Annotated in this window: 18 protein-coding genes and 1 pseudogene; 10 read left to right on the forward strand and 9 right to left on the reverse strand. The window is 37.1% G+C overall.

Going from position 1 to position 25,673, the window contains the following annotated elements:
• The first annotated feature begins 111 nt into the window (after positions 1-111).
• The 6 genes and pseudogenes from BLV40_RS15395 to BLV40_RS29645 all read left to right on the forward strand — a co-directional run bounded on the left by BLV40_RS15395 (position 112) and on the right by BLV40_RS29645 (position 7,886).
• Positions 112-1,829: pseudogene (locus tag BLV40_RS15395) on the forward strand (sigma 54-interacting transcriptional regulator).
• A gap of 227 nt (positions 1,830-2,056) precedes the next feature.
• Positions 2,057-3,661, forward strand: a complete 1,605-nt coding sequence (locus BLV40_RS15400; RefSeq protein ID WP_090691436.1) for an ATP-dependent acyl-CoA ligase — start codon at positions 2,057-2,059, stop codon at positions 3,659-3,661.
• A 38-nt stretch (positions 3,662-3,699) separates the two neighbouring features.
• On the forward strand, positions 3,700-4,491 hold the full coding sequence (locus BLV40_RS15405) for an enoyl-CoA hydratase (protein ID WP_090691439.1): 792 nt from the start codon (positions 3,700-3,702) through the stop codon (positions 4,489-4,491).
• Positions 4,492-4,580: 89 nt separating this feature from the next.
• Positions 4,581-6,017 (forward strand): GntP family permease, encoded by a 1,437-nt coding sequence (locus tag BLV40_RS15410; protein WP_090691441.1) that lies wholly within the window; start codon positions 4,581-4,583, stop codon positions 6,015-6,017.
• A 414-nt stretch (positions 6,018-6,431) separates the two neighbouring features.
• Entirely contained in the window at positions 6,432-7,319 is an 888-nt protein-coding gene (locus BLV40_RS15415) for a hypothetical protein (RefSeq protein WP_090691444.1), read from the forward strand.
• 441 nt (positions 7,320-7,760) lie between these two features.
• A complete protein-coding gene (locus tag BLV40_RS29645; RefSeq protein ID WP_280138905.1) occupies positions 7,761-7,886 on the forward strand; it encodes a hypothetical protein in 126 nt (41 codons plus the stop codon).
• 80 nt (positions 7,887-7,966) lie between these two features.
• Here BLV40_RS29645 and BLV40_RS15420 read toward each other — a convergent pair whose 3' ends face one another.
• Complete coding sequence (locus tag BLV40_RS15420; RefSeq protein ID WP_090691446.1) at positions 7,967-9,844, reverse strand: ABC transporter ATP-binding protein; 1,878 nt, start codon at positions 9,842-9,844, stop codon at positions 7,967-7,969.
• The gene (locus BLV40_RS15425) at positions 9,841-12,087 is read right to left on the reverse strand and encodes an ABC transporter ATP-binding protein (RefSeq protein WP_090691449.1); all 2,247 of its coding nucleotides are present in this window, start codon (positions 12,085-12,087) and stop codon (positions 9,841-9,843) included. Before BLV40_RS15425 ends, BLV40_RS15420 begins: the two co-directional genes overlap by 4 nt.
• 461 nt (positions 12,088-12,548) lie before the next feature.
• Here BLV40_RS15425 and BLV40_RS15430 point away from each other — a divergent pair, with 461 nt between their 5' ends.
• Both BLV40_RS15430 and dnaB read left to right on the forward strand, forming a co-directional pair.
• A complete protein-coding gene (locus BLV40_RS15430) occupies positions 12,549-13,409 on the forward strand; it encodes a DnaD domain-containing protein (RefSeq protein ID WP_090691453.1) in 861 nt (286 codons plus the stop codon).
• A complete protein-coding gene (dnaB, locus tag BLV40_RS15435) occupies positions 13,406-14,689 on the forward strand; it encodes a replicative DNA helicase (protein WP_139265543.1) in 1,284 nt (427 codons plus the stop codon). Before BLV40_RS15430 ends, dnaB begins: the two co-directional genes overlap by 4 nt.
• 248 nt (positions 14,690-14,937) lie before the next feature.
• Here the strand turns inward: dnaB and BLV40_RS29650 are convergent, their stop codons facing one another.
• Positions 14,938-15,060 (reverse strand): hypothetical protein, encoded by a 123-nt coding sequence (locus tag BLV40_RS29650; RefSeq protein WP_255259939.1) that lies wholly within the window; start codon positions 15,058-15,060, stop codon positions 14,938-14,940.
• A gap of 150 nt (positions 15,061-15,210) precedes the next feature.
• On the opposite strand from BLV40_RS29650, the gene BLV40_RS15440 reads away from it, so the two are divergent.
• Positions 15,211-16,713: a multicopper oxidase family protein gene (locus tag BLV40_RS15440; RefSeq protein ID WP_090691458.1), complete on the forward strand. Its 1,503-nt coding sequence runs from the start codon at positions 15,211-15,213 to the stop codon at positions 16,711-16,713.
• A gap of 180 nt (positions 16,714-16,893) precedes the next feature.
• Here the strand turns inward: BLV40_RS15440 and BLV40_RS15445 are convergent, their stop codons facing one another.
• Positions 16,894-17,706, reverse strand: coding sequence for a hypothetical protein (locus tag BLV40_RS15445; protein ID WP_090691463.1), 813 nt, complete (start codon positions 17,704-17,706; stop codon positions 16,894-16,896).
• A 641-nt stretch (positions 17,707-18,347) separates the two neighbouring features.
• On the opposite strand from BLV40_RS15445, the gene BLV40_RS15450 reads away from it, so the two are divergent.
• Complete coding sequence (locus BLV40_RS15450) at positions 18,348-19,289, forward strand: hypothetical protein (RefSeq protein ID WP_090691467.1); 942 nt, start codon at positions 18,348-18,350, stop codon at positions 19,287-19,289.
• 231 nt (positions 19,290-19,520) lie between these two features.
• Here BLV40_RS15450 and BLV40_RS15455 read toward each other — a convergent pair whose 3' ends face one another.
• The 5 genes from BLV40_RS15455 to BLV40_RS15475 all read right to left on the reverse strand — a co-directional run bounded on the left by BLV40_RS15455 (position 19,521) and on the right by BLV40_RS15475 (position 25,668).
• Entirely contained in the window at positions 19,521-21,062 is a 1,542-nt protein-coding gene (locus tag BLV40_RS15455; RefSeq protein WP_090691471.1) for a hypothetical protein, read from the reverse strand.
• A gap of 98 nt (positions 21,063-21,160) precedes the next feature.
• On the reverse strand, positions 21,161-22,210 hold the full coding sequence (locus BLV40_RS15460) for a glycosyltransferase family 4 protein (RefSeq protein ID WP_090691474.1): 1,050 nt from the start codon (positions 22,208-22,210) through the stop codon (positions 21,161-21,163).
• A gap of 3 nt (positions 22,211-22,213) precedes the next feature.
• Positions 22,214-23,017, reverse strand: coding sequence for a glycosyltransferase family 2 protein (locus tag BLV40_RS15465; RefSeq protein ID WP_090691477.1), 804 nt, complete (start codon positions 23,015-23,017; stop codon positions 22,214-22,216).
• Positions 22,995-24,215 carry an O-antigen ligase family protein gene (locus BLV40_RS15470; RefSeq protein WP_090691488.1) on the reverse strand — a complete coding sequence of 407 codons (1,221 nt, stop codon included), beginning with the start codon at positions 24,213-24,215 and terminating at the stop codon, positions 22,995-22,997. Before BLV40_RS15470 ends, BLV40_RS15465 begins: the two co-directional genes overlap by 23 nt.
• Positions 24,196-25,668 carry an oligosaccharide flippase family protein gene (locus BLV40_RS15475; protein WP_090691492.1) on the reverse strand — a complete coding sequence of 491 codons (1,473 nt, stop codon included), beginning with the start codon at positions 25,666-25,668 and terminating at the stop codon, positions 24,196-24,198. The genes BLV40_RS15470 and BLV40_RS15475 overlap by 20 nt, the downstream gene beginning before the upstream one ends.
• Between the last annotated feature and the right edge of the window lie 5 nt (positions 25,669-25,673).

The raw sequence follows: 25,673 nt of genomic DNA on the forward strand, positions 1-25,673 counted from the left end.
AGCTTAATTTCGAAAGCATATATTGGTTTTAAATTGTCCAAGTATTTCACAAGGTGTTATAAAATATATAGGACAGGTGAGAAAGAGCAAGATTTGATAGGAGGCTTCCAAATGTATATGGACGAAGGGGGAAATATGCAGTTAACGAGTCAAGCTCTTGGGGTAATGAATAATGGAATTGCGGTTACAAGCTATGATGGAACAATCACGTTCAGCAATCCATCATTTTGCAGCATGTTAAACAAAACGGAAAACGAAATAATAGGTAAGCACATATCGATGATTATTGCTAACAGTAAAAAGATAGTAGTGAATCAAAATAATAGTTTGCACAAGTATGAGTGCAAGATCGGCAACCAAGTGTTCACTGTGAATGAATCTCCTGTATATAAGGGCGGGAAAGAAGACGGATCGATTGTCATTCTAGAAAATAAGGGGAAAAGCATATCGTCTTTGGAAAGCACTATTAGCCGATATGAAAATGCTTTGAATTTATTGTCTGAATGTATTATAGGGGTGAATGAGCAAGGAATTATCAATTTTTTTAGTGGTGCTTATGCGCAATTTTTGGGGATTGATGATCCGAAGGAAGCGATTGGTAAGCATTGTACGGAGGTTGTTGAGAATACGCGGATGCATGTTATTGTGAAGACGGGACAGGTGGAGATTGGGCATATTCAGCGTGTCAATAGTCAGAATGTTATTGCAAATCGTATTCCTATTATGAAGGAAGGACGGGTTATTGGTGCGATTGGTAAGATCATGTTTCATGATATCCAGCAGTTTAAAGCTTTGGCGGATCAGATTAGCACGATGGAATCGAAGTTATCATACTATCAAACTGAGCTAAAGCGACTGCAAGAAGGACGGTTTTCGTTTCAAAGTATTGTAGGTGAGAGTGCGAAAATGGAAGAAGTGAAAATTATGGCTTTGAAGGTTTCGAAAAGCCGTTCTACGGTTTTGATAAGAGGAGAAAGGAGCTTTTTGCCAATGCGGTTCATCATGCGAGTCCACGTGCTGATGGTGCGTTTATTCGCTTGAATTGTGCTGCGATTCCGAGGGATCTTTTAGAAGCTGAATTGTTCGGATATGAGGAGGGTGCTTTTACCGGAGCGAAAAAGGGCGGTAAGCCTGGAAAGATTGAGCTCGCTCATAAGGGAACGTTGTTTTTAGATGAGATCGGCGATATGTCTTTGGACATGCAGGTGAAGTTGCTTCGCGTGCTGCAAGAGAAAGAGATTGAAAGAATCGGTGGCACAAAAACGCATAAGATTGATGTCCGTTTTATTGCGGCAACGCATCGAAATCTCCGGGAAATGGTACAAAGAGGGGGATTTAGAGAGGATTTATATTATAGGCTACATGTGTTTGCGATTGATATACCTCCGCTAAGAGAGCGAAAGGAAGATATGGTACATTTAACGGAATTTTTAATTCGGAAATTGAATGAGGAGCTTGGTAGTAGCGTTCTTTCGTTGGACGACAGGGTAAGGGACATTTTTATGGAGCATGATTGGCCAGGGAATATTCGGGAGCTAGAGAATGTGCTGGAGAGAGCGATGAACGTTGTAGAAGGAACGATTATTCACGTACATCACCTTCCTGTTTATTTACGGCAAAAGGATTTGGAAGAAGAGATATATCATGAGGGATATCAAGGGGAGAACGAGATAAGCTATTCACTGCAGGTGGAAGTGGAATCCGCTGAGAAAAGGGTGATTGCGAGAGCTTTGGAAAAGACAGCTGGAAATAGAAAAGAGGCAGCGGAGCTTTTGGGAATTCATCGGGCTAGCTTATATCGAAAAATAGAGAGATACGGAATTGGATGAAGGGCAAATAGGCCCTTTTTTTATTTGTCGCGTTTTTGCAACGCTTTCTTATATATGCGACATGGTTGTTATCATTTGTAGCATAAATGCGACATGTGAAGATGGGCATATAAGAGAGATTGGGGGCTTGTCCCTGAGGGAATAAGGGAATAGGGAATGAGACAAGCTTTGGCATGTTTCTTGCTATATAAAGAAAAAGGATTTTAGCAGGAAGGGGATGGAATCTAGTGCTTGAGAATCAGAGTTTGCCACATTTTCTTATGCAAAGTATCGAAAAGTCGCCTGATAAGGTGTATTTACAATTTGAAGAACAAAGGGTTACGTATGAGGAGCTTTATCATCGGATTACAAGGGCCACAGCGGGATTTAGTGAACTTGGTATTCAAAAAGGTGACAAGGTTTGTATTATGCTTCATAACAACCCTGAATATCTGGATGTATGGTTTGCTTTATCTTTTATGGGAGCAATTGCGGTACCTCTTAATGTGCATTTAAAGGGAGAAGGTTTGCAGTATATTGTATCCCACTCTGATTGTAAATTAATAATCGTTGATAAAGAATTTGTTCCTCAAATTGCTTCGTGTTTGCCATTTATAAAAAGGGAAATTGGGATTATTGTCTACGACAATAATGAAAACGTAATCACTATGGGTGATGGTAAAGAACGACCGGTAATCGGATTGAAAGATGTATTGCATACAAATCATCACTATCTTCCAAATGAATCTGTTTCCTCCTCTTCTATCAACAGTATCCTTTACACCTCTGGAACGACTGGATTACCGAAAGGGGGCATGTTAAGTCATTCTGCTTATGTCAATTCTGCACAGTCATTCGCTACTTATATGGTTGGCGCGAATTCGCAAGATATTTTATTTACAGCGCTGCCTTTATTTCATATTAACGCCCAGGCCCATACAGTGCTCGGTGCTATTTCTTCCAATGCGACGATTGCGCTTGGAAAGCGGTTTAGTGCTTCTCGTTTTTGGGATGAAATTCGCAGTCATGGCGCAACGATTTTCAATTCTTTAGGATCTATGATTCCGATTCTCTGTAAGCAACCGGAAAAGGAAAATGATTATGAAAATCCAGCAAGGGTGACGGCTTGTGCTGCTACGCCTAAGGAATTTTGGAATCCATTTGAGGAGAGATTTGGCGTTCGGATTGTGGAAGGCTACGGATTAACGGAAACGACGGGCTTTTGTGTAACGAATCCATTGAATGCTAATAAGCCACCTTCTATCGGAAAACCGTATTCTTACGTAGAGACGAGGGTTGTTAATGAGGAAGGAAATGAAGTACGGACTGGTGAAATCGGAGAGATTTTCATCCGCTCGTTACAGGGACAAACATTTATGGAAGGTTACTATAAAATGCCGGATAAAACGGAGGAAGCGATGGAAGGAGGCTGGTTCCATACTGGAGATCGCGGTTATCAGGACGAGGAAGGCTACTTATATTTTTGCGACCGGATCAAGCAGTGTATTAGAAGGCGCGGGGAAAACATCTCTTCTTGGGAAATTGAAAAGGTCGTGAATAATCATCCGAAAGTGCTTGAATCAGCAGCTATCGGCGTTTCATCAGAAGTGGGAGAAGAGGATGTTAAATTGTATGTAATTGTAAAGCAAGGGGAAACAATTTCCCATGAAGAGATTATCGATTGGTGTCAAGAACGCATGGCTTATTTCATGGTGCCGCGATACGTTCAGTTTCGTGAATCTTTCCCAAAAACCGCGACGGAACGGATTCAGAAGTTTAAGTTGCAGGAAGAAGGAATCGGTACTGCTTGGGATCGCGAGCAGGCGGGGTATGTTATTAAAAGAACGAGTTGAAGATTGTCTCATTACATAATTAGAAAGAAGGGATTGCATTGGAAAATAAGCGAGTTGTTTCATGGTCCAAAGAAAAAGGAATCGCGACTATTATCATTGATAATCCTCCTGTGAATGTATTGAGCTACGCTGTGATTGAACAACTGACGACAGTGGTTGATGAAATTGAACGGGATGATGAAGTGATCGTTGTGATTCTAACTGGTGCAGGAGAAAAAGCTTTCGTTGCTGGAGGAGATATTAAGTCATTTCCGGAATGGATTGGGAAAGGAAGTGAATATGCGGAGGAAAAAGCATTGTGGCTTCAGAACCCATTAAATAAAATAGAAAGATTGCCGAAGCCTGTCATCGCTGCGATTAACGGATTAGCGCTTGGGGGCGGTTGTGAATTAGCCCTATCATGTGATTTGCGGATTATAGAAGAACAGGCCAAAATTGGGCTTCCGGAAGTAAAGTTAGGCTTGTTTCCAGGTGCGGGAGGAACGCAGCGTTTGCCTCGCTTAATCGGATCTGCGAGGGCAAAAGAAATGATGTTTACTGGTGAACCGCTCAGTGCCGAAGAGGCCCTGCGAGTTGGGTTGGTAAATCATGTTGTTCCGCGCGGTGAAGCGCTGAATAAGGCGAGGGAATTGGCTGCGAAGATGGCCCGATTTTCTCTTCCTGCTTTGTCGTTGATGAAGCAATCTATCAATAAAGGATTATCTTATTCTCTTGAGGAAGGGCTAAAAATAGAGGCTCAGAATTTTGGCCATGTCTTTCAAACGAGTGATGTAAAAGAAGGAGTGGGTGCTTTTATAGAAAAGAGAGTACCGCTTTTTCAGCATAAATAAAAAGAATACGATGTCTGCCTTTGGTAGGCATCGTAACAACATATCAAGCGTAAAACAAATTTGAGAGAATTGAGGGGGGACTAGGGATTATGGATTTATTGATTGTACTGTTATCGCTTGGCTTGCTTATATTTGTTGCTTACCGGGGATTCTCGGTCATTTTATTCGCTCCGTTATGTGCTTTGCTAGCTGTGTTTTTGACTGATCCAGCGCTCGTTTTACCGTTCTTCTCTAATGTCTTCATGGTGAAGATGGTTGGATTTATAAAATTATACTTTCCTGTGTTTTTGCTTGGGGCGATATTTGGTAAAGTGGTTGAGATCACTGGAATCGCAGAAAAAATCGCGAAAATTATCATTCGTTTTATAGGTGTGAAAAGGGCGATTCTTTCCATCGTGTTAATGGGAGCGATTCTTACATACAGCGGCGTTAGTTTATTTGTCGCGGTGTTTGCGATTTATCCATTTGCGGCGCAATTATTTCGCGAAGCGGATATTCCGAAACGTCTTATTCCAGCGACAATCGCATTTAGTGCATTTACGTTTTCGATGGATTCACTTCCTGGATCACCTCAAATTCAAAATGTTATTCCAACTACATTTTTTAAAACAAATATTTATGCTGCCCCTACATTAGGAATTATCGGTGCGTTGTTTATTTTTACATGCGGCATGCTGTATTTGGAAAGGTGTAGAAAGAAGGCGGCTGCCAAGGGTGAAGGTTATTTTGGAAAAGGGGATGCGGCTTCTGAAATGGCTGCCGCAACTAATGCACAAATGGCGCCAACGCCGATTGTTTCAGGTGATAGGATTCCAGCTAGTTACTGGTTGGCGTTTCTGCCGCTTGTACTAGTTGGAGTGATGAATAAAGTTTTTACAGAATTTATCCCCGTTTGGTATACGAAAGGATTTGATTTTGCATCCATCGGTTTGAAGGAGTACGGAACAATTGATATGGCGCAAGTCGTCGGGATTTGGTCAGTGGAAATCGCACTTCTTATCGGTATATTCAGCGCTATATTATTAAACTTCCAAGCGGTAAAAGAACAGTTTCAATCGATTACAAGCGTGGGCGTAAGTGGTTCAATCTTAGCTGCGATGAACACGGCAGCCGAGTATGGATTCGGTGCTGTTATAGCTGCTTTACCTGGCTTTGTTATGATTCAAAATTATTTGACTGGAACATTTTCCAATCCTTTAATCAATGGAGCAGTTATGACAAATATATTGTGCGGGCTAACAGGATCAGGATCGGGCGGAATGAGTATTACATTAGGGTTAATGGCCGACAAATATATTCAAGCAGCGGCGGATTTTGGTATTCCATTAGAGGTGCTGCATCGCGTTATCGCAATGGCAGCAGGAGGTATGGATACTCTTCCTCATAACGGAGCAGTTATCACTTTACTTGCAGTAACAGGATTAACGCACCGGGAAGCGTATAAAGAGATTTTTGGTATTACTTTAATTAAGACAGCTGCTGTTTTCTTCGTTGTTGGCGTGTATTTGATGTTTTCGATTGTATAAGTTTGTAAAGCCATCATTTTATGAAATGATGGCTTGTCGTATGTCTGGAATGTGGTTTATGTACATATGAAAAGACTTTTTCTTAAGCCTCTGCTAATACATCAGAGGGTGCTTTTTCATGTTTGAATTTTCTTTGTTAAGAATTCGTACTATTAGCGATATAATTTTTATAGAGTAAATCTATATTAGGATTTTGTATCTTTTTAAATGTGTTACAAGAATTCTTTATCGCTCCTTTCTTATATAAAAATATAATCTTATTACTGTAGCTTTAAAATAAAGATTGACCATGTATATTTATGTTTGATAAAAAATGTTTTGAATGAAGTCTTTAATTTAGCTGGAATATATAGTAGTTAATTATTAAAATTAAAGAATATATGAATATGCCAAGTTATAATGAGGGGGATTAGAGTGTCTAAAGAGAATTTAAAAATAGGTATTGAAAATGATAGAAAGAGAGATATTGGAGAGGCAAGAACTTATGAATTACTAGTAGAAGATTTTACTATACTTAGCCGTTCCGTTGATTGGGATGGTACTGATTTTTTAATTGAACGATTTGATACAAATAAACATATAAATCAGTTAGACTATCCTAGGTTTGGACGTATTCAATCTAAGTATAGGACTAGTGATCATGTTGAAATAAAATATTCTTATATGTATGAAACGTTGTTTTTAGGAGATATACCAAGACCAGATTTTTTCTTAATGATTCACCATGATGAAATTGGAGAGTCAAATGTAATTAAAAAAAGGAATTTATACTTTTTGACTTCGGAAGAAATTCATAATCTTTTGACTGAAGATTATGTAAAGAGCAATAAGAGTAAAAATATAATAAGCATTTCTATAACTAAGTTAGGACAGTACCTCATTGAGGGAACTCACGATGAAAGAAGAGCAAGTATTTTCAAAAAAATAACAGCTCAGTTAGATGCGTATGATGAAAATATAAAGTTGGCCTATGAAAAGGTAATGGTTCTTGACCCGGATAATTATCCTATTGATGAACAATTCGAAGGATGTTTTGTGGAAGACGACTATAATATTGCGGAGAACTACAAAATAGTAAAAAAGAAAGCTTTTGAAGTTTCTAAGAATGTTTTAAATTTATCATTCAATCTCCGTTTTTTAATAACAGAAAGAGATCCTAGGACATTTTATACTTTTATAGACAATGAGGGTAACCCTAATTCAGAAACATTACAAAGCTTTGGGGAAAAAGTAGCTAGTGATATGAAGGAATTTATCCATGTATTACAGGAGTTTTCTGATAAGGCAAAAAAACTTTCGTAACACTAAGTAAAATTACCCACTAATCAGAATGTAATGAGCATTAGGGAGTTAAATTGAAATAGAGGAATGTAAGAATTTTAAAGCAATAGAACAGGTGGATTTTTAGAAGAGTAATTTATGAATCTGGATCTTTATAAAATCGTTTATGTTATACTTCCTGGCCGTCTAATGAACTTGGACGCTTATTAAAAGTAGTTTTTGGGTAGTCGAATAAGGAACATTTATTATGTAAAAAAGAAAATGTTCTATAGATTTTCAATAACAAATAGTACAAGAGGTAGTTAAGAGTGACAATGAAAAATTAGTAGCTAGAATCGGAAAAACGTGGTGGGTTTCAAGAAAGCGTTTTTTAGTTGAGGTGCATGAGGACTAATGTTCAGCTTATTATTTAGATTAGAGAGATAGAGATAAAGCATATTTTGAAAGAAAGCCAGCAACAAAATGAGTGTTGCTGGTTTTCTTATGGATGCCGAACAGACGCGGAGCAGTACTTCTATTTTCCGTATTCAAGCCGATAAGGAAAATAGAGGAAGACGGACACCGCTTGACCTTATTACACTTTTATAAAATGATACGAACTAATTCGTTATTAAATATTATATAAAATACAAAACACCCCTCTAAAAAAGAGGAGTGTCCCATCAATCTCACGAAGCATCCGCACCTTCAAACTGACTATTATAAAGTGAAGCATAGAAACCATCAGCTTTCAATAACTCTTCATGATTACCTTGTTCTACAATATCTCCGTCTTTCATAACAAGGATTAAGTCTGCATCACGGATTGTTGATAATCTGTGAGCGATGATGAAGCTTGTTCTGCCTTCCATGAGGTTTTCCATGGCTTTTTGAATCAGTACCTCTGTACGAGTGTCGATTGAGCTTGTTGCTTCGTCGAGTATGAGTATTTTTGGATCCGCTAGAAGGGCGCGGGCAATTGTGAGTAATTGCTTTTGTCCTTGGGATACGTTGCTTGCTTCTTCGTTTAGTTCCATATTATATCTATTTGGTAATGTTTTTACGAAGCTGTGCACGTGCGCGGCTTTCGCTGCTTCGATTACTTCTTCGTCGGTTGCGTCTAGTCTACCGTAACGGATGTTTTCCATGATGGAGCCGTTAAATAGCCATGTGTCTTGCAGTACCATCCCGAACATGTTGCGCAAGTCTTCGCGCGTGAAGTCTTTTATGTCGTGACCGTCTATACAGATCGCACCGCTGTTTACGTCATAGAATCGCATTAATAGTTTGACGATTGTTGTTTTACCAGCCCCGGTTGGTCCGACGATTGCTACTTTTTGCCCAGGCTTAATGTTAGCTGAGAAGTTATTGATGATGATCTTATCTGGATTGTATCCAAATTGAACATCTTTGAAGGTAACTTCTCCGTTTACTTTTTGCAGCTTCACTGGATTTTCTGATTCTGGCATTTCCTCTTCTTCTTCTAAAAATTCGAAAACTCTTTCTGCAGCGGCAGCTGTGGATTGGAGTACGTTCGCGATTTGCGCTACTTGAGCGATTGGCTGCGTAAAGTTTCTTACATATTGTACAAAGGCTAGAATATCTCCAACTGCGATGGTTCTCTTGGCCGCAAGCCATCCGCCTAAAATCGAGACAGCTACGTAACCGATATTCCCGATAAACATCATAATCGGCATCATCATTCCAGATAAAAATTGAGACTTCCATGCGGAGTGGTAAAGGGTATCATTCACCTTTTCGAATTTTTTCACTTCTTCTTCTTCTTTGTTGAAGGCTTTTACGATATTGTGACCACTATAAATTTCTTCGACCTGACCGTTAACGTGTCCTAAATATTCTTGCTGGGATTTGAAGTATTTTTGTGATCGTTTTACGACTGCCATGATAAGTATCATGGATACTGGCAAGATTAAGAGCGCGACTAATGTCATTTGCCAGCTGATTGATAACATCATGATGAATACACCGATGATGGTAATAACGGATGTGATGATTTGCGACATACTTTGATTTAAAGTCTGGCTCACCGTATCTACGTCATTCGTAATTCTAGATAATACTTCCCCGTGCGTTGTTTTATCAAAGTAATTCAGCGGCATACGGTTGATCTTTTCATCAATTTCTTTTCTGAAGTTATAAGATACCTTTTGTGCGACTCCCGAAATGATATAGCCTTGGATAATGCCAAACGCAGTACTCGCTATATATAATCCAAGGAGCAGAAGGGCAATGTTTCCGATATAGGTAAAGTCAATGGCAGCACCGTGTACGCCTGTTACTTTGTCTACGAGTCCTTCGAAAAGTTTTGTTGTCGCCTTACCTAAAATCTTTGGACCGACGATTGCGAAGGCGGCACTACCGATTGCGAAAAGGATAACGATTAAGATTGATAATTTATAGGGCTTCAAGTATTGAAGGAGCTTATTCATCGTTCCCTTGAAATTTTTTGCCTTCTCAATCTTTCGCATGCCGCCGCCCATATGACCGCCGCCATGGCCACCACCAGGACCACCTTGTTTATTATGTTCTACTTTTTTCTCACTCATGATGACAACTCCTCTCTTGAAAGTTGCGATAAAGCAATTTGCTTATAAACTTCACAGTTTTCCATAAGCTCTTCATGAGTACCTGTTCCGACTATTTCTCCTTCATCAAGTACAATGATCTTATCTGCATTCATAATGGTACTGATTCTTTGGGCAACAAGTAAAAGAGTACTTCCTGCAATCTCATTGTTTAAAGCTCTGCGCAATGCTGCATCTGTCTTAAAGTCAAGAGCTGAGAAACTATCATCAAATATGAAGATTTCCGATTTTTTTGTAAGAGCACGCGCAATAGAAAGCCTTTGTTTTTGACCGCCTGAAACGTTCGTACCACCTTGTGATATTTCTGTACGGAAGCTTTCAGGTTTCGCGTTAATAAACTCCATCGCCTGAGCGATTTCTGCTGCTTTTGTTAGTTCTTCTTCGGTTGCTTCTTTCTTACCGTATTTCAAATTACTTTCGATTGTACCGGAGAATAAAACTCCTTTTTGCGGTACGTAACCAATTTTTTCTCTTAATTCTTTCTGAGATACTTCTCTAATATCAGTGCCATCTATTAAGATTTGGCCGCTTGTGACATCGTAAAAGCGTGGAATTAAGTTGATTAATGTTGATTTACCACTACCTGTACTTCCGATGAAAGCTGTCGTTTCTCCAGGCTTTGCGGTAAAGGTGATATTAGAAAGCACATCTTCTTCTGCACCTGGATATTTAAAGCTAACATTTTTAAATTCAACGTAACCTTTCTTGTCTGAAGAGAAAGGTTTTGGTTCCTCTGCATCATGAATGGTAACGTCAGTGTCTAAAACTTCTGCGATACGTTGTGCAGATACAGAAGCACGCGGAACCATAATAGATACCATTGAAATCATTAAGAAGGCCATGATGATTTGCATTGTATATTGCATAAATGCCATCATATCACCAACTTGCATATGTCCCATATCCACTTGGTGTGATCCAACCCAAATAATCAGTACAGTAACGGCATTCATGATAAACATCATCATTGGCATCATAAATGACATTAAACGGCTTACAAATAAATTCGTTCTTGTTAAGTCTTGATTTCCTTTTTCAAATTTCTTTTCTTCATGCTTTTGATTATTAAAAGCACGAATCACGAGCATACCTGTTAAAGATTCACGAGTGATTAAGTTAATTTTATCTACTAACTTTTGGATACTCTTAAACTTAGGGATCGCGATGCTAAATAAACCAATGACTAAGCTTAAAATGGCGATAACTGCAACTGCGATAATCCATCCCATTGAAAGGTCTGTAGTAAGTACTTTAATAATGCCGCCTATTCCTAAAATCGGTGCATAGAATACAATGCGAAGCAGCATAACCATAAGGGTTTGCACTTGCTGGATATCATTTGTACTTCTTGTGATTAAAGAGGCAGTGGAAAACTTATCAAACTCCGCATTTGAGAAGTTTGTAACCTTCCGAAATACTTTCTTTCTAAGATCTCTGCCGAGTCCCGCAGCTACTTTTGCAGCAAGTAAACTCACGACAACGGTTGCTGCCATACTTACTAAGGATAGAAGCAGCATTTTTCCGCCAGAAGTAAGAATGAAATTGGATTGAAGCTTATCTGTATTGATGCCAATCTTTTTATACTCATTCTCAATGAATGAAACGGCTGACTGTGTTACCATGCTGCCTGGCATATTCTTAAACTTTTCATCTGCCTTTTCTTTCATTGCATTGATTTGATCTTGAGGCATTTTCGCAATGACTGCGAAAGGATCTGTATTTGGCGGAAGTTTCGCCGGTGTATTGTTATCACCTGGCGCAGCAGGAGTAAAAGCAGATGGGCCGCCTTTTTCAATTCCTTGTGTAATTAACATTGGTTTCCCAAAGATATCGTTCAGTTCGTTAATTGTATTTTTATCCTCTGTATGTAGCTTATAAAGGGGTTCTTTATCCAGCTGCGGATAATCTTTCAAATCATTTTTTAGCTCACTTTGAGAAAGATTGTTCTTATCTAAAAGCGCATAGTTGTTATCTACTTTTTTCTTCTCATTTTCATTCATAAAGAGCTTAAGTTTATCCATCTCACTCTTACGAATAACCTCAGGTACTGCGTTTTCTACACCTTTTTGCTGAATACCTACATTCACAATTTTAGACATGTAATCTGGCAGTGATAGGTCACATACGGCTTGTATGGATAATAGACATATAACTGCAATGATTGAGGCAGTAAAAGGTTTTAAATGTTTAATTATCTTTAACATTTAATTCATCTCTCCAATTTCCTTGTCTAATTTTTTTAGTTTTTACTTCGTCTCTGTACTTTATTCTTTGTATTCTCCGTAATGCATACTAGCACCTTTTTATGTACTTTCGACCACAGATTAAGTATCATTCTATAACTATATGTTTTTTGAATCCTGGTTTACATGTAAATGAAAAAACATAACTGTTGACCAAAAGTTATAAAATGGTGTTGCTGTTTTCATACGGATGTATAGCCCCTCAACAGCCCATTATAAACCTCTACTAAGCCCCTTACAAATAATAAAGCATTACAAAAACAAAATAAAAAAACTACTACAAGCATTCCTTCGAAGAAATGTAGTCGTAGTCATTTTTTTGAAAAATATAAAATACCCCCGCCAAAATTCCTCCCTCATCCCTATATACATGATGGAACTCAAAATTACATATGTTTCATTAAAGGATAGGAGGAATACACATGGCAGTATATCGTAATGTACAGGTGAATTTTTGGCAGGATGATTTTGTGCTCGATTTAACGCCGGAGGAGAGGTACTTTTACATATATTTGCTGACGTGTTCAAAGACGACGCAGTGCGGGATGTATTCGCTGCCGAAGCGCTTGGCGGAGATGGAAACAGGTTATAACAGGGAGACCGTTGAGAAGTTACTGCAGCGCTTTGTTGATTATGGAAAGATATTGTACGATGCGGAAACGAAGGAGTTATATATTCTGAATTGGTTACGCTATAATCCGATTACGAATACAAACGTGGAGAAGTGCGTGTTACGTGAGTTGAAGACTGTGAAAAGCAAAGAGTTTGTCCGTATGTTTCTTCAAAGATGCTTGGAGGAAGAGTTACATATTCCGTTATTGCTAGAGCATTTCGGTATGCCGAGTGAATTGTCTGAGATTATCCCTAAAGAAACCTTTGCAAGCTGTGAAGCGGATGTGGAAGTAGAAGAAGCGGAACCGGGCAGCAGTGTATTTACGTTTTATGAACAACACTTCGGTAGTTTGTCGTCTTATGCAGCGGAGGAATTAAGTGAATGGATGGCTGATTTGTCGGAGGAGCTTGTACTAAAAGCACTTCAGATTTCTTATGAAAATAATAAGCGGACGATTGCTTATGTGAAGGGGATTTTGCGAGATTGGCACGGAAAGGGATATACGAAGGTTAGTGAAGTAGAAGAGGCGGCAGTGAAGTTTCGGAAGAAGGAGCCGACTGCCGTGTATGAAACTGAGAAGTTCCTTGAGGAGTGCGAGGAGTGGGAGAAAAATGTGCCGTCTGAAGAAGAGTTGCAGAAGTTTCTCAAGGAAGAAGGATGGCGTCCATGAGCATTCAAAATGTTGAGGCAGAACAGACGGTATTAGGGTCTTTACTTCTTGAAGGAGAACTGATTAAGGAGTGCCGCTTGACTGAGCAGCACTTTTCTACGGCTGTGCACCGAGCTATATTCAAGTTGATTCGGGAAGTAGAGGAAGATATGCAGCCGCTTGATCTTGTTACGCTTGTTTCAAGAATGGATGCTGCTTTTTTGGCGCAAATTGGGGGAATGGAATACTTAGTTAATATGATTGAGGGTGTGCCTACTACTACCAACTTCTTTTATTATGAGGGGCTTGTTCGAAATGCTTGGAAAATGAACCAGGCGGGAAGCGTGGCACACAGCATGTGCGAACGGCTTCTTGCGGAGAAGGATGAGAAAGTAATTGGAGAGACGATTACGAGGCTTTGTGAACTGGAAGAGGTGGATTGCACACTCGATTTTGATTTGAAGGATACGTTAGTCGATCTTTATGAAGAGCTTCATCAAGATACAGAAGAACTTACTGGCATTGAGACTGGTTTTCCAGCTTTAAATAAGATGACGTGTGGCTTGCAGGAAGGGGATTTTGTTGTGATTGGGGCGCGGCCTTCGATGGGAAAGACGGCGTTCGCTTTAAATATTGCGCTTCATGCAGCAAAATCGGATGCGGCAGTTGGGTTGTTTTCCCTGGAGATGAGCGATAAGCAACTTTTGAAACGAATGGTTTCTTGTTTAGGTGAGGTATCTGGAAGACGGCTGAAAAACCCGAAGCATCGTTTTACGATAGAGGACTGGGGAAAAACGAGCCGCGCATTTGCGGAAATTGGGGATCTGCCGCTAGAGATTTATGATAAAGCAGGAGTCACAACGCAGGAGATTTGGGTGCAAGTGAGGAAGCTGAAACGAAAGCATGGGGATAAGAAATTGCTTGTTATTGTTGATTACTTGCAGCTTATTACAGGCGATTCGAAATATCGGGGAAATAGGTTTCAGGAAATGAGTGAAATTTCTCGTAAGCTGAAGCTGCTAGCGCGTGATTTAAATGTGTGCGTCGTAGCGCTTTCACAATTGTCTCGCGGGGTGGAGTCGCGTCATGATAAGCGCCCGCTACTTTCTGATTTAAGAGAGACAGGGCAGATTGAGCAGGATGCGGATGTGATTATGCTGATGTATCGGGAGGATTATTATGATAAGGAGACGGAGCATAAAGATATAACAGAAATTCAGATAGCGAAGCATCGGAATGGACCTGTTGGGATGCTGAATCTGCGGTTTCTGAAGGAAATTGGGAGGTTTGTGGAGAGGTAAGGGTTAAAAAAATACTAGTAAGTCCCCCGCCTAAAATGATCTTGATTCTTTTTTTAGACAGTCTGGATAAGACTAAGGATCTGCTAATCGAAAATTTCTTCAAGCAGTAGGGAATAGAATCGAATTGAGGTCTACATTAGGAGTATAAAAAAAGGCACTTCGCCGAGTGTCTTTTTTCTTTCAGATTAAATAGTGGCGATGACTGCTCATACAAGTGTTACAAGAGATGTGTAGGTACTTGCGTCTAATCATTCTTTTGTACCTGCACTGCTAAAGATGTATAAAATACTTGGAAAACTGATTGTTGGTAATGCAACTGAAATTGCATCAATAACATACGCAACAAAAGAAGAATGTATATATTCTTGCATAAAGCTTTTAAAAGAGAAGAAAATCAAATCCTTGATGAATATGAATACTCCCCCACTTATCAAAAGTTTTGTTAGACAAGTATACAAACAAAAAAATATTTGTTTAATAAAATATACTATACTCTATTAAATGAAAGGAGAGAAAAATGTTTGGGACTAAAAAAATTTGTGGATTCCCTTCCGATTCCTTCCATAATCAAACCGAAAGGAACATATAAAGGAAAGCCGCTTTATGATGTACGCATGATTGAAACACTACACAAGTTTCATAGAGATTTACCTAAAACGAAGGTATGGGGTTATAACGGGTTAGTACCTGGTCCAACGTTTGATGTTGAAAAAAATCATCCTATATATGTGAGATGGACAAACGATTTACCTAAAAAACACTTTTTACCAGTTGATAAAACCGTTCACGGAGCCCATGATAATCCAGAAGTACGCACTGTTGTTCATCTACATGGAAGCCCAAGTGAACCAGATAGTGATGGTCATCCTGAAGCATGGTTTACGAGAAACTTTCAACAAACAGGCGCTAAATTCGTGAAAGAGATTTATTATTATACGAATCGAGAACGAGCAACTGCCCTTTGGTATCATGACCATGCGATTGGGATTACTCGTCTGAATGTGTATGCAGGTCTTGCAGGTCTTTACTTGATTCGCGATAAGGAAGAAAGATCACTTCCGCTTCCGAAGGGGAAATACGAGATACCGCTTATCGTTCAAGATAGATCCTTTAATCCAGACGGGTCCCTCTTTTATCCTGCTCAACCAGATAATCCATCCCCTAATTTACCATGTCCTTCTATTGTTCCTCTGTTTTTAGGAAATACAATTACAGTTAACGGGAAAGTATGGCCATTTTTAAAAGTAGAGCCCCGCAAATACAGATTTCGTTTATTAAACGCTTCTAATACTCGAACATATCAGTTCCAATTTAGTGACCTTAGTTCATTCTTTTTAATCGGAACAGATGGTGGTCTTCTTAAACGGCCAATTAGAGTACAAAGTTTGGATGTTTCACCTGCTGAACGTATGGACATCATTGTTGACTTCTCAGGTTTAGAGGGGAAGAAAGTAGTATTACAAAATGGAAGTGATTTAGAAAATCCAACTGGCGAGGTAATGGAGTTCCAAGTAACTAAGCCGTTGTCTTGCCCTGATAAAAGCAAAATTCCATGTCTCTTAAGCAACATTGAATTTATCCCATTAAAGGAAGTTGAGGTAAGAAAAGTAAGACGGTTAACACTAAGTGACTCAGAAGATGAATTTGGGCGTCCTATGCTTTTATTAGATGATAAAGAATGGGACGATCCAGTGACAGAAACACCATTACTTGATTCTATCGAAATATGGGAGTTAGTGAATTTAACCGTTGGAATTCATCCTATCCATATACATCTTGTTAATTTTCGTGTCCTTGATCGCCACGATCTGAATGGAAAATTGTTAGATCCTCTCCCGGCCGATTTCGGTTTAAAAGACACCGTTCTAGTAGGGGGTGAACAAATCGTTCGAATTATAATGAAGTTTGAACCGTATTCTGGAGACTATGTATGGCATTGTCATCGTTTAGAGCATGAAGACCATGACATGATGAGACCATTAAAAATCATACCTTCCAATCCCAATAGGCTCAAATTAAAATGATAGTTAAAATGAATTGAAAACAAACTTCCAATAACGCTGATGATATGAATGAAAAGTCCCTTCATTTCTGAAAGGGGCTTTTCGGAGTTTTGGGATACTTATTATTTTTGCACATCTACGACTGTTTTTTACCAGTTTAATACTCTTTTCTATAGCCTAAAACATTTTTTATCTTATGAATTATTGTGCCTTAAATTCAATCACTTGATCTTGATTGATTGTTTTTCCATCTAAAAGGCCTTTTGCTGTTATATAAATAATTGTTTTTTTTGAGTCTTCAAGTTGACCAATTGCATACGTTGCGGTGAAGCTACCTGTGCTTAGTTTCCACTGCTCACCATTCCATCTGCCAGTTATTTTTTGGGCATCGGAAGCTTCGACTTTACCATCGTAATTTAGTGTACCAAACTCTGTTTTTAATGTATTGCTAGCAAAATCAATTTGAACTTTGTTTAATAATTTGATTGGAGAGCTAGCTTGAATCTCGTATACATTGTTATTGATCTTTTTGAAGTGAATTTTTCCTTCTTGTCCTTTAACAAGTTTCATATATTGATCTGATGATAGGAACAATTCATATTCTTCCTGTGTAATTCCCATATTTTCATGATATGCTAATCTTTCTCCAGGCTGTGCTGCTTTTATATACTCCATGTACCATGTATAGTTTTTTTGAAGACTCGCTTTCATTTTTTTATTAATTTCCTCAAGTTTTTGCTTCATATCTTCTTGTACTTGTATTTTCATAATATCAGCAGGTGTTTCTGGTTTTACTAATAATGGTGTGATGAAATCTTTTGTAATCTGATTGGTAGGTGATAAAACTTCTTCATCTTTTTTCGGATTCGAATCCTGTTTATCCTCATTTTTTGTAGATTTCGTTTCTTCTTCTGCCGCGATCTTTTTTGAATCAGCTGGTTTACTTTCAGTAGAATTATTACATCCAGCTAATAACAAGAACGTTGTAAGTGTCCCTAGTATGATTTTTTTCATTAAAAATTCCCCCGTATTATTTTCCTAAAAACAAACAATACCATAATTATACATTGGAAATCTTACCATAACAATTTGTTGTTTTTGAAAGCATGTTACATTCTTCAATTTTTAGTTATTCGTATTGATTGTTTGCATATTACTACAGGTAATTCAAAGTATAGAGGAAACAGATTTAAAGAAATGGGTGAAACCTCTCGTGAATGGAAGCATATATGGTGAACGAGTTGGTCCGCCATGCTCAAATTATTGCAATTACAAGAGAAAGTGATCGGTTGAGATATGTGTTTTCTTCTGATACTTCGGACGTAAATCTTTAAGGAAAAGAAAATGGTAAGCGTATACACCTTTTGCTTGCAAAAAAGATCTATCTGCAAGAAAATAAAAGAGGTAAGAGTTATAAATAATGGTATAAAATCCAATTATTCTCTTTTTAGTTAAAAATCCCTTGTAAATAAGGTTTAAATATTACTGTATAAAAAGGTGGGGTTTTATACTTCCTGCTTAGGTGAGATCATATCAGTTCATAGAGAATGTATGGCGGTCTTTTAATCTCGTTTCATGACTGTGTTAATACTTGAGGCTATTGACGATAACAGTAGAGTATTCATATATAACGAACCGAAGAAAGGAAACTAAATATGGGGATGAGTACGATGAAAAAGATAATTGGTTTAATCTTCTTAGGTATAGTGCTAATTGTTTTTGTTATTTACTATCAGAATCATTCTAATTCAGATCGAAAAGAGAAGATATATGTTGAGGATTTTAAAGGAACAAGTGATTCTGATAAAATTCAATCAGCTATTAATAAAGCAAAGGATAGTAAAATAAAGACGGTTTTTCTTGATGACAAAAAGTATAAGATTACTTCACCTATCGTTGTGAAGCAAGGTGTTAAGTTATTATTCGGGTATGGAACACAGTTTATTGTGAATGGTAACTTCAGGGTAATTGAACTTGAGAAGAATGCTTCAATGGAAGGGGCCTATATTGCAATTGATGATGCGAATTTTAATTCGGAAGTGATCTATTTAGATGGTAAACATAAATATTATAACACTTGGAACAAAACACATATAAAGGATATAAATATTATCAATTGGTCTGAAACGAACAAGGGTACAGGGATATCGTTATACGCTGGTGGAAAAGAGCATGAGATTTCTTTTGTTAACTTTGAAAACGTTAAGGTAGTAGGAATGAAGAATGGAGTAAAGTTAAAAGTGGATAAACCGAATTCTGGATATGCGTGGATCAATGCTAATCGGTTTCTGAATTTTTCTTTAGAGGATTGTGTAAACATGATTTACATGGATAGTTATTCAACGATACCGAATGAGGCTAGTGGGAATCAATTTACCAATTTACAGATACAACCTTCAAGTAAAACAAAAAGTGTTTTGAAGGTGAGCGGACAACATAATGAGTTTCATGGGATGTTGTGGGATTTGAACCAAATCAATCATGGAAACACGATTGTTGAGCTTACGGATAAGAGTGTGGATACGACTATTGATATTTCTTCTGTGCCTATGAGCAGAATCTCCGATAGTGGACAAGCAAATAAAGTGAAACAGTAACTGTAAGGTTCTCTCAATCGGACGTGGCTTTCTTAGGAGAAGCCCCTAGATTCATGTAGAGAAGGGGACAATTATTACGTATAAGTTGAAATTGATCTTCTAGGGGCATGATGATGCAAGTAGAATTGTTAGAGTATTTTGCTTTTTTTGTTTAGTTAACATTTGAAGATATCGAAGGGGAGCATATGACATCTACTAATGGAAGTAAATGAATCTTAATTTGTATGATTTTCATAGTTTAGATGTGCTAATTTGCCCTTGATCATTTATACTCAATCTCCATTTTGTTCCATTTGGGGAAGTTAACGTCACAGCATTTCCTTTTTGAAATTCTAAATCTCCATATAAAGTACCACCAGTAGTTGGTAACCATGAGGAGCCATGTTGCAGAGATGACCTTGCGAATATTCGATTTATCCGAAAGCGTTTGTGATCTTGTGTATATCCGCTTAGTGTGAACTTAACTTTATACAATATAGTTGACCTTACTTCTGAAAGCACAGTATTTCCAGCATTAAACGGAAGATCTTTAGCAACCTGCCATGGACCATTTAGGCTCTGTTGATATTCAATTAAAATGCGACTTGGGCTTTCATTCCATCCAAAATAGATACCAATACAATTCAGCATATTAATAGGCTGCTTAGAAAAATCTAACTCGATTACAATTGGCTGCGTACTCGGAACATCCACGTAATTTACACTTTGCTCATCAAGCAAGTTAAAACAATTATTAATATGTCCTCCGTAGGGGGCTTTTCCAGAAAGTTGGCGCACTGCGTAACGGACATTTGCATTTACTAATATATCATCTTGATTCCCAACTAGCTGGGCTTTTCCTAATGCTAGAGGAGGGTATACAGGAAGCGATTCTTCATGTGGCGTGGTATACCGATTGTATAGGCCACGATCGATAATCGATGTGGAAACTTGATTTGAGAATAGGTAGTTATGATGAGAAGTGGAAGAGAATTCGATAACGAGGGGAGCAGCATCCATACGAAAGACGTCCCATATGATTCCTTCAAATATATTATAGGCACCTGAACAGCGGATTACTTTTTTTGTTTGTTTCCGGCATTGAACTTGGATTCCCGTAAAGGTGTTTCCTGAAATTTCGTAAGGTAATTCACCATTTCCTATAATCTCGATACCATACTGACAACCATCTATAAAAATAGAATGGAAGGAGTTTGCATTAATCCAACAAGGATTGTTTATATCCTCAAGCTTTTCTGTTTTTAAATAGATAGCCGTATTAAAGTTTGTGATTTGGATGGAGTATGCTTTAAAGAAGCTTATGAAATCCCATGCCTTTTTACAGGATAAATGAATTGCGATACCTTGGTAAGTTGTTGTACGGTTTATAATATTAATATTTGATATAGAAGTATGATTATGAATTTCTATTTGATTGGCACCGGAAAGAAAAAGAACGGATGAGTTAAAGCTATTATCCACGATTTCAATCGAACCACCAGAGATTGAAGTGTTTTTTTGAAGCTCAAACACTTGAAAATTTCCTTTAACGATTAATGTTACAGTCGGGTCTATTTCAAGATGTACATTGGACTTCATAATAATAGGGGAGGAGATCGTATACTGTTTCTTCCCGGTGATAACAACTTTAGAATAATTGTTGGCCACGCAATAGTTAATGGCTTCTTGAATAGCTTGGGAATTATCGAGTAAATCTGGACTGGCACCAAAACAATCAATATTAACAACATTTTGATTTTGGCAGTCTTCAGTAAAATTAAGAGGCTCTGTCAACTTATAACACTCCTTATATGTGAGATATTATATAATATGCATGTTTGAAAAAATGCATATATATAAAAGAAAAAACAAACGAGATTATCGTTTGTTTTTTAATATTGATAGGTTTCAAGTGTAGAATGAATCATATTTGAGAGGGAAAAGGATTTTTCTACTTTTTCTCTTGCTGCTTTTCCTAAACATTTTCTTAGATTTTGGTTGTCATGAAGTAACTGGATTTTCTTGGCAAATTCTTTTTCAGAATGATGGGAAACGAGTATTCCGGTTTCATCATCTATGATAGCTTCTTTGATACCGCCAACATCTACAGAAATAATAGGTGTTCCAGAAGCCATTGCTTCAATGACTACCATTGGAAACACTTCTCTTAGGGACGTTAGAAGTAGCAAGTCCATACTGCAAATAAATTCATAGGGATTAGATGTATTACCTAAAAGCTTCACTTTATGATTTAACTTGAAATCATGAATCATTTTTTCAATAAAGTCCCGTTCAGGTCCATCCCCAGCAATATAAAACATTACGTTACGTACATATTTTAACTCATTTGCAATTTTTAAAAAAAGTTCATGGTTTTTCTCTTTTGATAACCGGGCTAAAATTCCGATATTGAGGGTTTCTTTAGGTTGTGTTTGTTGAAATGAAAAATGCTTTACATCAACACCATTGTAAATTGTTCGAATAAGGTCCTTTCTTATACCCAATTGCAGTAAGCTGTCTTTCTCGAAGTTACTCACTGCGATAATTTGATTAACATGTTGATTTAACACTTTTTTAAATAGCGCGGGAAACTTTTTTTCAAGTATTGTAACATTATGTTTTGTATAAATGAGCTTCATTCTTTTTTTCGTGATTTTTTTAATTGCGATAGAATACAGTAACATTCTGAAACTATTTGCATGGATAACATCAATGTCCAATTTCATCACTTGTTTACTTAATGTATAGAGGTTAGCAGGATGATTTTTTAAACTTAAAGGAATAAAATGATGCTTATTATGAATTTGATGATACAACTCCCCTGTGGCAGCTGCTGAATAAAACGTCATGTTTTCACCTTTGAGATGGTTTTCTAGTTTGCAAAAATACATCTCAGCGCCGCCCGTTATGAGTTTATCAGTTAATAGTAGAATATTGTTCATTTTTTATTTCCCTCCACTGGTCATAGAAGGAGGTCGGTCTCCTCTGTTTTTCTTGTACGCATGATAGGCATATTGACTAAAATAAAAGTTGGTTTTGACAAAGTTTAACTTTTCTTGGTTTCGTAATAGTTTCCAATATCGGTAGGCAGCTTTTAATTTATTCCTTGAAGTAGAGTTACTTACAATACGATATTTAGATAAACTCCTTTGTAAGCCGTATGCTTGATATCCTAGCCGTAATAATACTAACCATAGGGCAGTATCTTCAGGCTGGATAACGGGCATTTCAATTTGTTTAAATTGATGCCTATCTAACATCACGGTTAAACAGCCAATCGTCGTATTTCCCAGCAGATATTTATAATCGACAACTTTCGGTGCATGAACTTGAATATTCATTGCATTTCCTTGTTCGTCAATTAAAGAATAAGAGGTAAAAGAAAAAGCAAGATTATCTTTTTGCATAAAAGCGACTTGTTCTTCTAGTTTGGTAGGTAACCAGAGATCATCGCTGTCTAAAAAGGCAATATAATCTCCTTGAGCTTCTTTTAATGCTATATTTCTAGCTCTAGCAGCACCAACATTTTGAGTTAAAGTAATCAGTTTAATTCGCGGGTCTTTTTCTATATATTGTTTGATGACATGGACGGAGTCATCTCTCGACTTATCATCAACGATAATCATTTCCCAGTTAGCATATGATTGGGCCTGAACGGATTCAATGGTTTCTTTTATAAAAGGGGAGCTGTTATACGAGGGGGTTATCACAGAAACCAATGATTCGCTATCTTTTTTCGTGTATATCATAAAAACCAGCCTCTTTTCTTTCATATACAGAAATATATTTTAAAGCAATTGCTAGAAAGGAGAAAAGCGCTTCATTAATCATGAGAGAAAGGGATACCATCTGCAATAAGAAAGCAAAAAGTGTAAGAATAATAAAAGGTTTTTCAATATGTAATTTAGTCTTAAAGAGCTTGATAATGAACAGTAATAAAAAAGAAAAGTAAAACAGAAAACCAATAATTCCAGCCTCTACTAAGATTTCTAGATATGTATTATGAACATATAGTTTTTCATTATGTTCAAATGCGTAATAATCCGAAAAATTAAAGGCACCGATTCCCAAAAGGGGATGAGACATAAAATAGGTAATGGCCTGTTTCCATAATTCAAATCGACCACTTCCTTTATCAGAAGAAAAGTCATTGATACGGCTGGAAATAATCTGATTCAAATCGATTTGAATAAAAGAACTTGCGGCGTACATTACAACTAGGCATAACAGGGCAACAAGTATCATTTTCACCTTTTTTTGAAAATCCGCTAATATTATATACAAAATGATAACGAGTATTAGGGCAACAATACCGCCTCGAGAAAAAGTAAGAAGGTTAGTAATTATACATAAGATAAATCCAAAGGAGTTTTTAAATCCTTTTAAGTGTGTTAAATAATACGAAAAAAACAATGTATTATAAAAAATGAAGATGTTTGGGTCATCCAGTAGTCCAATTAACCTTGGATAATCTCTATCTAATAATAATCCGTAAGAAGTAATCTCAACGCCTGTTGGGTATCCCCCGGTTATTTGTAGTCCAATTATGTATAGTAACAAACTAATCACGTTAAATAGTATCCCGACATTTGCAATGGAAGTTTCAATAGAATGAATTGAAGCTTGCTCCAGCATATACCTCATGATGAAATAGCAGATAAGGACAAGGATTACTCCTAGAATGACGCGAATACTTGCTTCTGGATACTGTGAAAAAGCACCGCTTAGACAATAGGTAAAATAAAATAAAAGCAATAAAATTTCATAATGATAAAGGGGACGAAAATAAAAGTCTCGAAAATAAATACAGAAAAAAACGGCTAGAAAAATCATGTAAATTTTTAATGAAAAACCGATGGATACATTATATTTACTAAGTGTAATAAAAAATAACAAAAGAAAGACTTCTAAAGTAGAAGTATTTCTTTTAATTTGTAATCTTTCCATTCCCTCGTTGTCTCCCGTCTTTTAAATGGTTGATATTCTGTTGTTTTTTCTTTCTTATAAAGCCTTTAATCAAGTCCCGAGTAGCTTGATCAAATAGTAAAACCATCGTAGACATTAAGATCATGGTAGAAAACATGGCGATAAAAGGAAACTTATATAATAAGTAGTGTAATAGGATAAAGCTTATTGAAAAGTAGGATCCGTATGGAATAACGACTTTGGTTAATACGGTTCTTCTGATTGGATTCGCTAATACATAACCAATAAATGATACGATTTCCATCGCTAAAGCAGAAAAAGCTGCCCCCGCTATTGCATAAGTAACACTGAGATAATAAAAAGACAGTAAGCCAATAGAGATGGTTATAAACTGAACAATCGTACGGCGATTTTGCAGTCCTCTTGTTGTGAGCCCGTCAGCAATGGCGATGTTAAATCCTTGTAAGACAATAATAAAGGATAATATTTTTAAAGGTTCAACTGCAGATCCCCATTTATCTCCAAATAAAATCGTTATCAGATAGGGGGATAAATAGAATAAAGCTATTGTCATACACATTCCAATTAAGGACATAAATTTCATTTGCAGGATATTTAATTCTGTATGTTTCTTTATTTCCCCATGACTATAATGTTTAAATAACAGTGGGAAGAATGCACCTGCAATAACCCCTGGTATTTGATAGAGAGCTGAGGGGATTCGGTAAGCTACTGCAAAGAGACCAACAAGCCCTAAAGGAAGTGTTTTTTCTAATACTAATGGACCTAGTTGAGGAGTTAATATAATAAATAACCCACTAATTAAGAACGGGCTAATATTGATCAATAATTCTTTTTGAAAAGGGACTTGCCATTTGAATTTCACGTTTTTTCTGAGTAAATACAGGGAGTAAAGGCCTCCAGCTAAATAAGAAAAACCATATAAAAAAGCTGTTACATGTATATCCACTTGTAAGGTTATACACAAAATGGTTAAGGTGACTAATACAATGGCCGAGAAGATTCTTATGGATGCAATAAATTGCATTCTTTCAGATAATTGAAAGTAGGTTATCCCTATACTTTGTAGCACTAGGCCGATGATTAAAGGAATCATTAAACTATACATCATATAAAGAATTTGTTGTTCATGATAGAAGGCATGGATACCGAAAGAAAAGATAATAAATGTGAAAAGTAAACATATGACTCGAACTTTTATATAAGAAAAGAATGTAGCGCTTGGGTTTTCTTTTTTTGCTCCTTCTCGAAGGAACGTATTACTGACTCCTAAATCTGTAAAAAAATGCATGACCATGGAAAGAGCTAGTGCTACACTAAATATTCCATAATTCTTTGAGTTAAAGTAATTTGCCAATAGTATGAGCGTACCTGCATTTAAAACATTAGCTAAAATCGTGCTGTAAAGTAAGTGGAATATATTTTTAATAATTGAGTTTGTTTTCTTATTCACTTATT

This window comes from Bacillus sp. 166amftsu, assembly GCF_900107445.1.
Lineage (GTDB): Bacteria > Bacillota > Bacilli > Bacillales > Bacillaceae_G > Bacillus_A > Bacillus_A arachidis.